We start from the raw sequence: 14,731 nt of genomic DNA on the forward strand, positions 1-14,731 counted from the left end.
CGTGAAGCCCGACCGCCCGGCGCGAGCGGTTTGCGCGCGTATCTGGGGACGGCGCGCGCGATTTCAAGGGTCGGCATGCCGCGCCGCGTCACGACGCGCGCCGCACGGCCGAGTCGATATAGCCTGCCAGCAGCCCCGGCAGCGCCGGATCGCCGCAGTTCGCGACGTTGAAGCGCATCCACGTCGACGGCGATTGCTGCGGCGAGAACAGGCTGCCCGGCGTCAGCAGAAAGCCGGCCTCGTGCGCGACCGCCGCGAGCGCGTCCGAATCGACGCCCGTATCGGCCCACAGGAACATCCCGGCCGCCGGCATCGTGAAGAGCCCGAGCCCCGTGCGCTCGAGCATCCGCGCGGTCTTGTCGCGCACGCCGTCGAGCCGCGCGCGCAAGCGCTCGACATGGCGCCGGTAATGCCCTTCGGTCAGGATCTTGTAAAGCACGCGCTCGTTGAGCTCGGGCGTCGTCATCCCGACCAGCATCTTCTGGTCGGTGACCGCCTTCGCGATCTCCGGCGCGCACGCGACATAACCGACCCGCAGGTTCGCCGCGAGCGTCTTCGAATAGCTGCCGAGGTAGATCACGCGCTTCAACTGGTCGAGGCTCGCGAGGCGCGTGGCCGGATAGCTCGGCGGGCACAGGTCGCCGTACACGTCGTCCTCGACGACGAGGAAGTCGTACGCCTCCGCGAGCTTCAGGATCCGGAACGCCTGCGCGGCCGACAGCGACGTGCCGGTCGGATTCTGCAGCACCGAGTTGATCACGAGCATCTTCGGCCGCCACATCTGCACGAGCGTCTCGAGCGCATCGAGATCGGGGCCGTCCGGTGTGTACGGCATCCCGACGAGCTGCGCGCCCTGCGACGCGAAGCGGCCGAACATCTGGAACCACGCGGGATCGCCGACGATCACCGCGTCGCCGGGCCGCACGTAGATCCGCGAAATCAGGTCGATCGCCTGCGTGATCCCCGATACGAGCACGAGCTGGTCGGGCGTCGCGCCGATCTCGACTTCGGCGAGCCGCGTCTGCAGTTGCTGGCGCAGCGGCAGGAAACCCTGCGCGGTGCCGAAGCCGAGCATCTGCGCGCCGGACTGGCGCCCGAGCGCGCGCAGCGCGCCGGTGATCAGCTCGCCGTCGAGCCAGCGGCCCGGCAGGTAGCCGAGACCGGGCCCCTTTTCCGGGCTGACGGTGTGCAGCATGTTGCGCAGCAGCCAGACGACGTCGATCGTGTTGTGCACGGGCGCGGCCTCGGACCCGCGCGCCGCGTTGTCGGCCGGCTGCGGGCCGGCCGTGCGTTCGCGCACGTAGAAGCCGGAGCCGCGCCGCGAGTCGAGGTAACCCTGCGCGACGAGGCGCTCGTACGCCTCGACGACGGTAAAGCGCGACACGCTCTTGTCGAGCGCGAGCTTGCGGATCGACGGCATCCGCATGCCGGGACGGAACACGCGTTCGTCGATGCGCCGCCGGGCCCACTGGACAAGCTGGTCGACGAGCGTGAGCGTGGCCGTATCGTGCGGCGCGGGAATCTGGGCGAGTGGAACGGTGGACATGGGCGGCAGCTCCAACTGTACCGAAGGCTATCGCGCCGATTGTACCGTTACTGTGCCGGTCCCGACGATTACAGTTGACCGCAACGGCGACCGTGCGGCCGCCGTTCCGGCCCCGCCGCACCCGGCGCCGCGTCGGCCGGCCTCGTCCGCGGCCCGTGCGCCGGCCGGTCCGGCCACCGCCCGGCGCATCGCCCGCCTACCATGACACTTTCGCTTCCCGACCGACGTTCATGCCAGCCCGCTCCCTGACACTCGACCATCTCGTGATCGCCGCGCGCACGCTCGACGACGGCGTACGCCATGTCGCCGACGCGCTCGGCATCGAACCGGCCGGAGGCGGCCGCCACCCGCTGATGCGGACCCACAATGCGCTGTTCGGCGCATGGGGCGGGCTCTACCTCGAAGTGATCGCGATCGACCCCGACGCACCCGTCCTGGACGACAGCGCAGCGCCGCCGCGCGCGCGGCTGTTCGCGCTCGACGATCCGGCGATGCACGCACGGCTCGCGCAGGGCCCGTTTCTCTCGCACTGGGTCGCGCGCGTCGACCGCCCGCGCCAGCTCGCGCTGTGGCAGAGCCAGTACCCGGCCCGCATCCCGCCCGTCGTCGCGATGCGGCGCGGCGACCTGAGCTGGGGCCTGACGGTGCCCGACGACGGCGCGTTCCCCGCGTGGCAGGGTTCCGGCGACGGCCTCGTGCCGTCGCTGATCCAGTGGGACAGCCCGCACCACCCGGCCGAATCGCTGCCGCACGACGGCGTCGCGCTGAAGGCGCTCAAGGGCACTCACCCGCGTGCGGACGCGATCCGCGAGCAGCTCGACTGGCTCGGCGCCGCGCATCTGCTCGACCTCGAAACCGGCGACGGCCCGCCCGCGCTGGTCGCCGAGTTCGACACGCCGCAAGGTGCGCGCACGCTGCGCTGAACACCCCGCCCCTCGATTACAACGACCCTGCAACACGGAGACACCCACGACATGAATTCGCGCGAAACCCGGGGCATGCTGCTCGGCCTGATCGGCGTGATGATCTTCAGCCTGACGCTGCCGATGACGCGTATCGTCGTGTCCGAGCTCAATCCGCTGCTCAACGGGCTCGGCCGCGCGCTCGCCGCCGCGGTGCCGGCCGGCCTGCTGCTGTGGTGGCGCCGCGAGGCGCTGCCGACCCGCGCGCAACTGAAAAGCCTCGCGATCACGTCGGCCGGCGTGATCATCGCGTATCCGGTGTTCTCCGCATGGGCGATGAAATCCGTGCCGGCGTCCCACGGCGCGGTCGTCAACGGGCTGCAGCCGCTGTTCGTCGCGCTGTACGCCGCATGGCTGTCGCACGAGCGGCCGTCGAAGGCTTTCTGGGCCAGCGCGGTGGCCGGCAGCGCGCTCGTGATCGCGTTCGCGCTGCGCGACGGCGGCGGCACCGTGCAGGCCGGCGACGCGCTGATGCTCGTCGCGGTCGGCATCGGCGCGCTCGGTTATGCGGAGGGCGCGCGCCTCGCGCGCCAGATCGGCGGCTGGCAGGTGATCTGCTGGGCGCTCGTCGTGTCCGCGCCGTTTCTCGTGCTGCCGGTCGGCTGGCTCGCGTGGATGCAGCATGTCGCGCATCCGGGCCCGCTCGCGCTGCGCACGTGGCTCGCGTTCGGCTACGTGACCCTTTTTTCGCAGTTCATCGGTTTTTTTGCATGGTATGCGGGGCTCGCGATGGGCGGCATCGCGCGCGTCGGCCAGGTGCAACTGCTGCAGATTTTCTTCACGATTGCTTTTTCCGCACTCCTGTTCGGCGAGACGGTCACGCCGTCGACCTGGCTGTTCGCCGCCGCCGTGATCGCCACCGTGGTGCTCGGGCGCCGCTCGGCGGTCGCCACCACCGCGCAACCGGCTCGCGCCGGCTGAACAGGTGCGCCATAATGGCTGTTTTGCCTGATCGGTTTTGCCCACCCGGCCGCGAAGGCTCGACCGCGCTCGCGCCTGCCCACCCGGCAGCGTCGAAGCGATCCGCCCGAACGACCTTTCTTGACTGACCACGATATCCGAACGAGGAGACTATGAATCCGAGCGACCTGCATCCGCCGCACTGGCAGCTTTCCGAACGCGCCCGCAAGCTGACGAGCTCTGCGATCCGCGAGATCCTGAAGGTCACGGAACGCCCCGAGGTCATCTCGTTCGCCGGCGGCCTGCCCGCTCCCGCGACGTTCCCGGCCGAGCGCATGCGCGCCGCCGCCGATCGCGTGCTGCGCGACGCGCCGGCCGCCGCACTCCAGTACAGCGCGACCGAAGGCTACCTGCCGCTGCGCGAGTGGATCGCCGAGCGCTACAGCGTGCGCGTGTCGCAGGTGCTGATCACGACGGGCTCGCAGCAGGCGCTCGACCTGCTCGGCAAGGCGCTCGTCGATCCGGGCAGCCCGATCCTCGTCGAAACGCCGACCTACCTCGGCGCGCTGCAGTCGTTCTCGCTGTACGAGCCGCGCTACGTGCAGGTGCCGACCGACGAGCAGGGCCTGCTGCCGGAAGGCCTCACGCCCGAACTCACGCAAGGCGCGCGCCTCCTGTACGCGCAGCCGAACTTCCAGAACCCGACCGGCCGCCGCCTGCCCGTCGAGCGCCGCCGCGCGCTCGCCGCGTTCGCGCAGACGAGCCCGTTCCCGGTGCTGGAAGACGATCCGTACGGCGCGCTGAACTACCGCGGCGAGCCGCTGCCGACGATGCTGTCGATGGCGCCCGACCACGTCGTGCACCTCGGCACGTTCTCGAAGGTGCTCGCACCGGGCCTGCGGATCGGCTACATCATTGCCCCCGAGGAACTCCACTTCAAGCTCGTGCAGGCCAAGCAGGCCACCGACCTGCACACGCCGACGCTGACGCAGCGCATCGCGCACGAAGTGATCAAGGACGGCTTCCTCGACGAACACATCCCGACGATCCGCGAGCTGTACAGTGCGCAATGCGACGCGATGCTCGCCTCGCTCGAACGCCACATGCCGGAAGGCGTCACGTGGAACCGCCCGGAAGGCGGGATGTTCATCTGGGTGAACCTGCCCGCGCAAATCGACAGCATGAAGCTGCTCGCCGCGGCCGTCGACAACCACGTCGCCTTCGTGCCGGGCGCGCCGTTCTTCGCGGACAACGCGCAGCAGAACACGCTGCGCCTGTCGTTCGTCACGGTGCCGCCCGAGAAGATCGAGGAAGGCGTGGCTCGCCTCGGCAAGCTGCTGCGCGAACGCCTCTGATCCCCCTTTTCCTGTCACGACTCTCTACGAGGAATCGAACACATGGCTAACGTCTACGACAAACTGAAGTCGCTCGGCATCGAGCTCCCGACCGCCGGCGCACCGGCCGCCGCCTACGTGATGAGCGCGCAAAGCGGCAACACGGTCTACCTGTCGGGCCACATCGCGAAGAAGGACGGCAAGGTCTGGGCCGGCAAGCTCGGCGCGGATCTTCAGACGGAAGACGGCAAGGCGGCCGCGCGCTCGATCGCGATCGACCTGCTCGCGACGCTGCACGCGCACACCGGCGACCTGAACAAGGTCACGCGCATCGTCAAGCTGATGAGCCTCGTCAACTCGACGCTCGACTTCACCGAACAGCACCTCGTGACGAACGGCGCGTCGGAACTGATCGCGGAAGTGTTCGGCGACGCGGGCAAGCACGCGCGTTCGGCCTTCGGCGTCGCGCAGATCCCGCTCGGCGCATGCGTCGAGATCGAGCTGATCGCCGAAGTCGCGTAACAGGCGCAGCGCGATGCCCGGTCGTCTCGTCCGCTTCAAGCAGGTCGACGTGTTCACGTCGGTGCCGTTCAAGGGCAACCCGCTCGCCGTGATCTTCGACGCCGATACGCTCGGCGACGACGCCATGCTCGCGATCGCCCGCTGGACGAACCTGTCGGAAACGACGTTCGTCTGCACGCCGACCGACCCGGAAGCCGACTACCGCGTGCGGATCTTCACGCCGGGCGGCGAACTGCCGTTCGCCGGCCACCCGACGCTCGGCACCGCGCATGCGTTCCTGGAAAGCGGCGCGCAGCCGCGCACGCCGGGCCGGCTGATCCAGCAGTGCGGGGTCGGCCGGGTCGCGCTGCGCGAGCAGGTCGACGGCTGGGCGTTCGCCGCGCCGCCGGCACGCGTCACGCCGCTCGACCGTTCGGACTACGCGGCGCTGGCGGCCGCGTTGCGCAGCGACGCGATCGACCTGGATGCCGAGCCGTGCGCGGTCGACAACGGCGCGCCGTGGCTCGTCGTGCGGCTGACGTCGGCCGACGCCTGCATCGGCCTGACGCCCGATCCGGCCGCGCTGGAGGCGATCACGCACCGCTACGGCACGGACGGCCTCGCGGTCTACGCGCCGCATGCCGAAGGCGGCCCCGCGACGTTCGAAATCCGCTGCCTGATGACGGGCGGCAACTTCGGCGTCGGCGAAGATCCCGTCACGGGCAGCGCGAATGCCGCGCTGGCCGGGCTGCTGACGCGGCAGGAACGCCGCCCCGGCATGTCCTACACGGCCCGCCAGGGCACGGCGATCGGCCGCGACGGCCGCATCTTCGTCAGCTACGACGAAGACGGCACGACCTGGATCGGCGGCCACGCCGTCACGGTCGTCGACGGCACGTTCCGGTCACCTGTCTGACATTTCGCGATGTGCGATGGCGCCGGCCCGCCCGGCGCCCCTACGGTTCGCCCAACTATCGCAAAAACGTTCCAGCCAGTAATATCGGGCCTAATCCGTTGTTTCGGAGGTCTGTCCATGATTGCGCATCCCGCGAACGAACAGACGCCGGGGCGACCCCAACCATAGCCGGCCATCCCGACGGATGGCGCACGCGAGCAGGACGCCACCCTCTTCGATGAGCTCCGCCCGGTCCAACCCTACGCCGCCGACCCGGCCGCTACGCGCGCCGCGCAAATCGCGCCGGCGTGCGCTGTTCGCGATCCCGCTGCTCGGGATGCTGGCGCTTGCGCTGCTGTGGGCTGTGATCATCGCGCGGCTGTCGGTCGAGAAGGACAGTGCATACAAGGAAGCGGCGGCATCCGCCGCGATCCTGTCCTCCGCGCTCGAGCAGCATACGGTCAAGGCGATCCACCAGGTCGACCAGATCACCCGCTTCGTCAAGTTCGAGTTCGAGAAGTCGCCCGGACGCTTCAATCTCGCGAGCGCCGTCGAGAAAGGCGTCGTGCCGAGCGATACGCTGATCCAGGTATCGCTCGTCAACGCGAAGGGCATCCTGTTCGCGAACACGGCCGAGCTCCATCCGCAGCCGATCAACCTGGCCGATCGCGAGCACTTCAAGGTCCACCTGTCGCACAACGACGACCGCCTCTATATCAGCAAGCCCGTGCTCGGCCGCGTGTCGAGCCACTGGACGCTGCAGATGACGCGGCGCCTGAACAACCCGGACGGCAGCTTCGCGGGCATCGTCGTCGTGTCGGAAGACCCGAGCTACTTCACGAACGACTTCTACAACAACGCGGCGATCGGCAAGGAAGGCGTGATCGCGGTCGTGTCCGACACGGGCGCGGTGCTCGCACGGCGCACGGGCTCGCTCAGCAACGCACCGGGCGCGTTTTCGGCATCGGGCGTGTACCCGATCGCCGAGCGCGTGACGGGCACGATCATCGACCCGCTCGACGGCGTGACGCGCATCGTGTCGTACCGCCACCTCGACGGTTATCCGCTCGCGGTGATGGTCGGCCTGTCGCAAACCGAGGAATTCGCGGACTACTACCACACGCGCAACGTCTACCTCCTGATGACGAGTTTCATCACGCTCGCGATGCTCGCATTCTTCGGCGTCGCGACGGGCCTGATCGGCAAGCTGCTCGGCCGCGAGCGCGAGATGACGCAGCTCGCGGAATTCGACCTGCTCACCGGCCTCGCGAACCGCTATGCGACGCTGCGCGGGCTGCGCAACGACGTGGCGATGCCGACGAGCCTGTCGCGGCTCGGCCTGCTGTTCATCGATCTCGACAACTTCAAGACGGTCAACGACACGCTCGGCCACAACGCCGGCGACATCGTGCTGCAGATGACCGCGTCACGCCTGTCCGATGCGGTCGGCGACGAAGGCTCGCTCGCACGCATCGGCGGCGACGAGTTCGTCGTCGTGATGAAGGGCGACGACGTCGAACGGCGCGCGGTGCGGCTCGCGGAAGCGATCATCCGGATGTTCGGCGAACCGTTCGACGTGCGCGGCAGTTCGTTCGTGCTGCATGCGAGCATCGGCATCGCGCTGCACACCGTCGCGAACGAAAGCGAGATCGACCTGCTGAAGAAGGCCGACCTCGCGATGTACAGCGCGAAGGACGCCGGCAAGAACTGCTACCAGTTCTATGCGCCGCACCTGTCGCACCGCGCCGACCACCTGATGCGCTGGGAACAGCAATTGCGCGTCGCGCTCGCCGAGGGGCAGCTGTTCCTCGCGTACCAGCCGAAGATCGACCTCACGCACCGCACCATCACCGGCTTCGAGGCGCTCGCGCGCTGGGATCACCCCGAACACGGGATCATCTCCGCGAACGAATTCATTTCGATCGCCGAATCGACGGGCCTGATCGTGCCGATCGGCGACTTCGTGATCCGCACCGCGTGCGAGCAGATCGCGCGCTGGCGCGACGAGGGCCACGACACGCTGACGCTCGCGGTCAATATCTCGCCCGTGCAGTTCTGGCGCGGCGACCTGATCGAGACGATCTCGCGCACGCTGCAGGACACCGGCATCGACGCGAACCGGCTCGAGATCGAGATCACCGAAACCGCGATGATGGAGTATCCGGAACTCGTGTCCGAGAAGATCGTCGCGCTGAAGAAGCTCGGCATCCGGATCGCCCTCGACGATTTCGGCACCGGCTATTCGTCGCTGTCGTACCTGCACCGCTTCTCCGTCGACACGCTGAAGGTCGACCGTTCGTTCGTGCAGGCGATCCCGAACGATCGCAGCGTCTGCGTGATGGTATCGTCGATCGTGCATCTCGCGCGCTCGCTCGGCCTGACCGTCGTCGTCGAAGGCACGGAAACCGAGGAACAGATCACGTGGCTGTCCGCGCTCGGCGAGATCGAGGCGCAGGGCTTCCTGTTCTCGCGTCCGGTGCCGGCCGACGCAATTCCCGCGCTGATCGCGCGCTTCGGCGTGCGCGGCGACCATCCGAACGTCATCGCTCACCGCGCGACCGGCAGCACCGGCGCCTGAGCGCACCGCGGCTGCGGCCGTGGCACGCGTTGCGCGCTGCCACAATTATTTCGTGTTCCGATCTTATTCTTCAGTTTATTAATTAGCGTTTCCGCGCATGGCTGTGTCGCTGTGCGCGGCGGACAATCGGGAGGGCCAACGTATCGGCGGGCCGCCGGTCACGTCTACACGCGCAAGATCCGGCCCTGCTCCAACACCACAACCATGACAACCGTCGAAGTCGAAGCAAGCGCTCGTGTCGAAGAGGCACAGGCATCCCTATGGACCTTGTTCAAGGTCATCGCCGGCATTTCGGCAATCTCGTGGGGCGGGCTTTCGATGATGGCGCAACTCGAACGCCACTACGTAGAACGGCTGCAGCGCATCGAACCGCACATATTCGGCGATCTCGTCGCGCTCGCGTGGCTCGTGCCGGGCCCCGTCGGCTGCAACGTTGCGGTGCAGGTCGGCCAGACGCTGCACGGCCGCGCCGGCGCATGGGTCGCCGGCATCGCGAGCGTGCTGCCGTTCTCCATCCTGATGACGCTGTTCGCGATCTTCTATCGCACGCCGCTCGTGCGTTCGCTTGCGTCGCCGGTGCTGATCAATCACTTCGGGATGGTGCTCGCCGCGCTGATCGGCATCACGTGGGTCAAGCAGGTGCGCTCGCTCGCGCGCACGCGGCTCGAACAGGTGATCGCCGCACTGTCGACGATTCTGCTCGCTTTCGCGCATAGTCCGGCCGCCTTCGTCGGGATTCTTTTCGCTGCGTTTGCAGCGGGCTGGCTGACCGGGCCGCCGCAACGCGACACGGTCGATTTCACGCTGTCGAGACGCGACCGCAACCTGCTCGTGCTGCTTGGCGTGCTCGTCGCGTTGTTCGCGCTGCCGCTGCCCGGCGATTACCAGGAGCAACTGCTGTGGCCGCGCCTCGCGGGCGCCGGCATGACGCTGTTCGGCGGCGGCTTTTCCGCGCTGCCGGTGCTCAAGACGCTGTTCGTCTCGCCGGCAACGGGCATCTCCGATCACGACTTCACGCTGGCGTTCGCGCTGTCGCCGGTGGCGCCGGGGCCGCTGCTGAACGTCGTGCCGTTTCTCGGCTACCTGACCGACGGCTGGGTCGGCGCGCTGCTCGCAACGGCCGCGCTGTTCATTCCGTCGGGTTTTCTCGTCGTGTTTGCGCAGAACCACCTGTCCCGGCTCAAGCGCCATTCGCGCTTCGAGCACGGGATGCGCCTGCTGCGCGCGGCAACGACGGGCTTTCTCGTCGTCGCCGTCGTGAAGATCCTGCATCGCGAGCCGGCCGACCCGATCTACTGGCTGACGGGCGCGTTCGCGACGCTGTGCTTCACGCGCCTCAGGGTGCCCGTCTATGCCGTCTACGGCGCGGTCGCGATTGCCTGCGGCGTGTGGCTGTGGGTCGTCGCGCGCTGACGGGCGACGGCCGCCGGCTCAACCGGCTCTCACCGGTACCAAGCGACTTCAACCCGCCTGCACCGCGACCCGGCGTGCCATCCAGCGAGCACGCAGTGCGTCGTATGCGAGGTTGAAGCAGAACGTGTACGGCAGGAAGAACAGCACGATGCCGAGGTCGAGCAGCAACGCCTCGACGAGGCTCACGTTCAGCCACCACGCGGCAACCGGCACCACCATCGCGACGAGGCCGAGCTCGAAGATGACCGCGTGCGCGATCCGCATGCCGAGCGTGCGCGTCAGCCCCGCACGGCGTTCGAAGCGGTCGAACAGCGTGTTGAAGGTCATGTTCCAGGCCATCGCGATCAGCGACACCATCACCGTCAGCACGCCGACGTGCGATACCGGCATGTCGAGCAGCCACGCGCCGATCGGCGCGCACAGCGCGATCGCGACCAGCTCGAACGTCAGCGCATGCAGCAGCCGTTCCGTCACCGTCTTGTTCATCTGTTTCATGGTTCCCTCCGATTCGTTGCTTCATTCATGTCGGCCATTTTTATCGGCTAAACCGTATGAATCCAGTTTGATATCATCGGTTTTACCGATACAACAAAGTCCGGAGCACCGCATGCGCCACGCCCCCGAAGCCCTGCTCGCATTCGCCGAAGCCGCGCTGCTCGGCTCGTTCACGGCCGCCGCGCGCAAGCTCGGCAAGCGCCAGTCGACCGTGTCGGAGGCGATCGCGAACCTCGAGATCGATCTCGGCGTGCAGTTGTTCGACCGCTCGACGCGCGCGCCGACGCTGACCGACGCCGGGCGCGCACTGCTGCCGCAGGTGCAGCGCGCGCTCGAGGCCGGGGCGGCGATCAACCGCACGGCCGCGCGGCTCGCGCAGGGCGAAGAAGCGCGGCTGACGCTCGTCGTGTCCGATACGTACCAGTCGAAGCGCTACGAGGAAACGTTGATGGCGCTCGAACGGCGCTTTCCGGCGCTCGAACTCGAATGCCAGATCGCCGAGCACGAGGACGTGCTCGACCTGATCCAGCAAGGTCGCGCGCAGCTCGGGCTGATGGCCGCGCGCGCGGCCTACCCGGCCGATATCGGCGCGGCGACGGTGGCGGAGGAATCGGAGATCGGGCTGTTCGTCGGACGCACGCACGCGCTCGCCGAATACGGCGACGCGGAAGTGCCGCACGCGGCGCTGCGCGACGTGCGCGAACTGCGCCTCAATACCTATGTGAAAACGGAAGGCCGCAGCGCCGACGGCCGGATCGTCGTCGGCACACAGCACTGGCTGGCGCCGAGCTACCTGATGCTGCTGGAGATGGCCGTGCTGGGGTTCGGCTGGGCCGAGCTGCCGCGCTGGATGGTCGACCACTTCGCGCGCGATCGCCTGTGCGAACTGCGTGCACGCGGCTGGCCGCGGCGTGTGCGGGTGGATGCGGTATGGTCGCGCAACCGGCCGCTCGGCCCGGCCGGCTCCTGGCTGCTCGACGCGATGCTCGCCGCGTAGCGGCGCACACCGGCGTGCCTGCGGTTGACGCCGACCGGCGCCGGACGATCAGAAGCCGCGCGACAGCACGGCCGCGCCGACCGTGACGACACCGAGCACGAGGTTCACGACGACGAGCAGGCGCACCCCGTTCACCGCGCGCGCGCCGTCCGGCCAGTTCTGCGCCTGCACCGCGCGGCGGATGCGCGGGAACAGCGCGAAGCGGATGTGCCCGAAGATCAGCATCATCACGACGCCGAGCCCGGCCATTGCGTGCAGCGACCACGTCGCGTGCGCGCCGCCGAATTTCACGAGCAGGAAGCCGCCGGACAGCAGGATCACGATCACGGAACCCGCCACCCAGTTGAAGAAGCGGCCGTACACGCCTTCGATCAGCGGCAACCGGAGCTGCGGCGACAGGTCCGACAGTGCCGGACGCAGGCAGAAGTTCGCGAAGACCATCCCGCCCACCCACACGGCAACGGCCAGCAGATGAAGAAACAGCGCGACGGCAACGGCGTGGGACATGGCGACAATCCTGTGATGGGTTGGGTGCGGCGAACGGCCGCGTCGCACGCGGCATCGAACGTCGTTCGACCGGCCCGTCGCCGCGCGGTTCAGGCCCCACGCGCGATTTCACAATATTTTGCAAGTTCCGCGTGACAGCGCCACGCTTGCTTACCCGAATCCGCGGCCCAAAAGAACAGGCCGCACGTCCGCCGAAGCGGAAGTGCGGCCTTCGATCACGGCCGAACCGGACGACCCGCGCGCGGTATCAGCCGAGCAACGGACGCAACTCGTTGACGACCTTGAGCTTCGACTCCGGCGCGCGGCCCTTGCGTGCGCGCTTGCCGATATGCGGCGCGAGCCCCGCATACGACAGCGTGTCGTCCTGCGCCTTGCCGCCACGGCCGGTGCCGATCAGCACGACGCCCGCCGGATCGATCGCGAGCGCCTGCACGAGCGTTTCCTTGTCGTCGAGCGCCATCAGGATCACGCCACGGCCGCCGCCGGACAGCGTCTTCATCTCGTCCATCCCGAACACGAGCAGCCGGCCGCCGCTCGACAGGCACGCGACCTGCGTCGCGTTCGGCAGCACCGGCATCGGCGCGAGCGGCACCGCGCCCGCATCGATCGTCATGAACGACTTGCCGGCCTTCACGCGGCTCACCATGTCGCCGACCTTCGCGAGGAAGCCGAAGCCGTTGCTCGATGCGAGCAGCAGTTGCTGGTCGGCGGGCGCCGCGTAGTAGTGCATCAGGTGCGAGCCCGATTCGAGCTCGATCAGCGACGTGACCGGCACGCCGTCACCGCGCCCGCCCGGCAGCACCGACACGTCGACCGAGTACACGCGGCCGCTGCTGCCCCACGCAATCAGGCGATCCGGCGTGCGGCACTGGAACGCCGCGTACAGATGGTCGCCGGCCTTGAACGTGAAGCCCGCCGGGTCGAGCCCGTGGCCCTTCAACGCACGCACCCAGCCCTTCTGCGACACGACGACCGTCACCGGCTCGTCGACCACCTTCGCTTCGAACGTCGCGCGCTTTTCCTGCTGGATCAGCGTGCGGCGCTCGTCGCCGTACTGCTTCGCGTCGGCCTCGATCTCCTTGATCATCAGCCGCTTCATCGCGCTTTCGTTCGCGAGCAGTTCCTCGAGCTTCGCCTTCTCGTCGCGCAGCGCTTCGAGTTCCTTCTCGATCTTGATCTTCTCGAGCCGCGCGAGCTGGCGCAGCCGGATTTCGAGAATGTCCTCGGCCTGCCGTTCGCTGAGGCCGAACGCGCTCATCAGCGCAGACTTCGGCTCGTCCGACTCGCGGATGATGCGGATCACCTCGTCGATGTTCAGGAAGACGATCATCCGCCCTTCGAGGATATGGATGCGGTCGTCGACCTTGCCGAGGCGGTGGCGCGTGCGCCGCGTCATCGTCAGCTGGCGGAACTTCACCCATTCGTCGAGGATCGTCAGCAGGCCCTTCTGGCCCGGCCGGCCGTCGGCGCCGATCATCACGAGGTTCAGTGTCGCGTTCGATTCGAGGCTCGTGTACGCGAGCAGCGTGTTCACGAATTCCGTCTGGTCGATCGTGCGCGACTTCGGCTCGAACACGAGCCGCACCGCCGCTTCCTTGCCCGACTCGTCGCGCACCGCGTCGAGCAGGTCGAGCATCGCCTTCTTCGTGTTGAGCTGCTCGGGCGTCAGCGTCTTCTTGCCGAGCTTGAGCTTCGGGTTGGTCAGCTCCTCGATTTCCTCGAGCACCTTCTGGCCCGACGTGCTCGGCGGCAGCTCGGTGACGACGAGTTGCCACTGGCCGCGCGCGAGATCCTCGATCTTCCAGCGCGCGCGCACCTTCAGGCTGCCGCGGCCCGTTTCGTAGGCCGCCGCGATTTCGGTGTCGCTCGAGATGATCTGGCCGCCGCCCGGGAAATCCGGGCCCGGAATCAGGTTCATCAGCTCCGCGTGCGACAGCTTCGGATTGCGGATCAGTGCGACCGCCGCGGCCGCGACTTCGCGCAGGTTGTGCGACGGGATTTCCGTCGCAAGGCCGACCGCGATGCCCGACGCGCCGTTCAGCAGCACGAACGGCATGCGGCTCGGCAGCGTCTTCGGTTCGTCGAACGAGCCGTCGTAGTTCGGCATGAAGTCGACCGTGCCCTGGTCGATCTCGTCGAGCAGCAGCTTCGCGATCGGCGTGAGCCGCGCTTCGGTGTACCGCATCGCCGCCGCGCCGTCGCCATCGCGTGAGCCGAAGTTGCCCTGCCCGTCGATCAGCGGGTAGCGCAGCGAGAAATCCTGCGCGAGACGCACGAGCGCGTCGTACGCCGACTGGTCGCCGTGCGGGTGGTATTTACCGAGCACGTCGCCGACCACGCGCGCCGACTTCACCGGCTTCGCGTCCGGGCCGAGGCCCATTTCGTTCATCGCGAACAGGATCCGGCGCTGCACCGGCTTCTGGCCGTCGCACACGTCGGGCAGCGCGCGGCTCTTCACGACGCTGACCGCGTAGCTGAGATACGCCTGCTCCGCGTAGTTGCCGAGCGTCAGCGCGTCGCTCTCCGGCGCGTCGGGGCTGGCAAAGAGATCGGAAGTGTTGTCGTCCATCTGAATTCCGTATTCGTAAGTGGCGTGAGGCCGG

The 14,731-nt window shown here is 68.1% G+C and carries 12 protein-coding genes; 8 read left to right on the top strand and 4 right to left on the bottom strand.

The genetic code is table 11. From position 1 onward, the window contains the following. Positions 1-88: 88 nt before the first annotated feature. A complete protein-coding gene (locus tag LXM88_RS17565) occupies positions 89-1,546 on the bottom strand; it encodes an aminotransferase-like domain-containing protein (RefSeq protein WP_262535335.1) in 1,458 nt (485 codons plus the stop codon). 230 nt (positions 1,547-1,776) lie between these two features. Here LXM88_RS17565 and LXM88_RS17570 point away from each other — a divergent pair, with 230 nt between their 5' ends. The 7 genes from LXM88_RS17570 (at position 1,777) to LXM88_RS17600 (ending at position 10,129) form a co-directional block, all read left to right on the top strand. Then, positions 1,777-2,469, top strand: a complete 693-nt coding sequence (locus LXM88_RS17570; protein WP_262535336.1) for a VOC family protein — start codon at positions 1,777-1,779, stop codon at positions 2,467-2,469. Between the two features lie 51 nt (positions 2,470-2,520). Then, the gene (locus LXM88_RS17575; RefSeq protein ID WP_262535338.1) at positions 2,521-3,429 is read left to right on the top strand and encodes a DMT family transporter; all 909 of its coding nucleotides are present in this window, start codon (positions 2,521-2,523) and stop codon (positions 3,427-3,429) included. A gap of 152 nt (positions 3,430-3,581) precedes the next feature. Beyond that, complete coding sequence (locus LXM88_RS17580; protein ID WP_262535340.1) at positions 3,582-4,763, top strand: aminotransferase-like domain-containing protein; 1,182 nt, start codon at positions 3,582-3,584, stop codon at positions 4,761-4,763. Positions 4,764-4,805: 42 nt separating this feature from the next. After that, positions 4,806-5,264, top strand: coding sequence for a RidA family protein (locus LXM88_RS17585; protein WP_031402925.1), 459 nt, complete (start codon positions 4,806-4,808; stop codon positions 5,262-5,264). A 13-nt stretch (positions 5,265-5,277) separates the two neighbouring features. After that, positions 5,278-6,159 carry a PhzF family phenazine biosynthesis protein gene (locus LXM88_RS17590; RefSeq protein WP_262535344.1) on the top strand — a complete coding sequence of 294 codons (882 nt, stop codon included), beginning with the start codon at positions 5,278-5,280 and terminating at the stop codon, positions 6,157-6,159. Between the two features lie 217 nt (positions 6,160-6,376). Beyond that, positions 6,377-8,716 carry a bifunctional diguanylate cyclase/phosphodiesterase gene (locus LXM88_RS17595; RefSeq protein ID WP_262535346.1) on the top strand — a complete coding sequence of 780 codons (2,340 nt, stop codon included), beginning with the start codon at positions 6,377-6,379 and terminating at the stop codon, positions 8,714-8,716. A gap of 204 nt (positions 8,717-8,920) precedes the next feature. Continuing rightward, positions 8,921-10,129 (top strand): chromate transporter, encoded by a 1,209-nt coding sequence (locus LXM88_RS17600; protein ID WP_262535347.1) that lies wholly within the window; start codon positions 8,921-8,923, stop codon positions 10,127-10,129. Between the two features lie 48 nt (positions 10,130-10,177). Here LXM88_RS17600 and LXM88_RS17605 read toward each other — a convergent pair whose 3' ends face one another. Next, on the bottom strand, positions 10,178-10,624 hold the full coding sequence (locus tag LXM88_RS17605; protein WP_047898698.1) for a multidrug/biocide efflux PACE transporter: 447 nt from the start codon (positions 10,622-10,624) through the stop codon (positions 10,178-10,180). A 112-nt stretch (positions 10,625-10,736) separates the two neighbouring features. Between LXM88_RS17605 and LXM88_RS17610 the strand changes: the two genes are divergently transcribed. Beyond that, positions 10,737-11,621 carry a LysR family transcriptional regulator gene (locus tag LXM88_RS17610; RefSeq protein ID WP_262535349.1) on the top strand — a complete coding sequence of 295 codons (885 nt, stop codon included), beginning with the start codon at positions 10,737-10,739 and terminating at the stop codon, positions 11,619-11,621. A gap of 48 nt (positions 11,622-11,669) precedes the next feature. On the opposite strand, the gene LXM88_RS17615 is transcribed toward LXM88_RS17610, so the two are convergent. Both LXM88_RS17615 and parC read right to left on the bottom strand, forming a co-directional pair. Then, entirely contained in the window at positions 11,670-12,128 is a 459-nt protein-coding gene (locus LXM88_RS17615) for a CopD family protein (RefSeq protein WP_262535351.1), read from the bottom strand. A 247-nt stretch (positions 12,129-12,375) separates the two neighbouring features. Beyond that, positions 12,376-14,697: a DNA topoisomerase IV subunit A gene (gene parC / locus LXM88_RS17620; RefSeq protein ID WP_262535352.1), complete on the bottom strand. Its 2,322-nt coding sequence runs from the start codon at positions 14,695-14,697 to the stop codon at positions 12,376-12,378. Between the last annotated feature and the right edge of the window lie 34 nt (positions 14,698-14,731).

This window comes from Burkholderia sp. S-53, assembly GCF_025560745.1.
GTDB classification, from domain to species: domain Bacteria; phylum Pseudomonadota; class Gammaproteobacteria; order Burkholderiales; family Burkholderiaceae; genus Burkholderia; species Burkholderia pyrrocinia.

Bases quoted from the DNA above. Each gene is read 5' to 3' on its own strand.
- LXM88_RS17600 (WP_262535347.1), top strand. From the start codon at position 8,921: ATGACAACCGTCGAAGTCGAAGCAAGCGCTCGTGTCGAAGAGGCACAG.
- LXM88_RS17595 (WP_262535346.1), top strand. From the start codon at position 6,377: ATGAGCTCCGCCCGGTCCAACCCTACGCCGCCGACCCGGCCGCTACGC.
- LXM88_RS17590 (WP_262535344.1), top strand. From the start codon at position 5,278: ATGCCCGGTCGTCTCGTCCGCTTCAAGCAGGTCGACGTGTTCACGTCG.
- LXM88_RS17565 (WP_262535335.1), bottom strand. From the start codon at position 1,546: ATGTCCACCGTTCCACTCGCCCAGATTCCCGCGCCGCACGATACGGCC.
- parC (WP_262535352.1), bottom strand. From the start codon at position 14,697: ATGGACGACAACACTTCCGATCTCTTTGCCAGCCCCGACGCGCCGGAG.
- LXM88_RS17615 (WP_262535351.1), bottom strand. From the start codon at position 12,128: ATGTCCCACGCCGTTGCCGTCGCGCTGTTTCTTCATCTGCTGGCCGTT.
- LXM88_RS17610 (WP_262535349.1), top strand. From the start codon at position 10,737: ATGCGCCACGCCCCCGAAGCCCTGCTCGCATTCGCCGAAGCCGCGCTG.
- LXM88_RS17605 (WP_047898698.1), bottom strand. From the start codon at position 10,624: ATGAAACAGATGAACAAGACGGTGACGGAACGGCTGCTGCATGCGCTG.
- LXM88_RS17580 (WP_262535340.1), top strand. From the start codon at position 3,582: ATGAATCCGAGCGACCTGCATCCGCCGCACTGGCAGCTTTCCGAACGC.
- LXM88_RS17570 (WP_262535336.1), top strand. From the start codon at position 1,777: ATGCCAGCCCGCTCCCTGACACTCGACCATCTCGTGATCGCCGCGCGC.
- LXM88_RS17575 (WP_262535338.1), top strand. From the start codon at position 2,521: ATGAATTCGCGCGAAACCCGGGGCATGCTGCTCGGCCTGATCGGCGTG.
- LXM88_RS17585 (WP_031402925.1), top strand. From the start codon at position 4,806: ATGGCTAACGTCTACGACAAACTGAAGTCGCTCGGCATCGAGCTCCCG.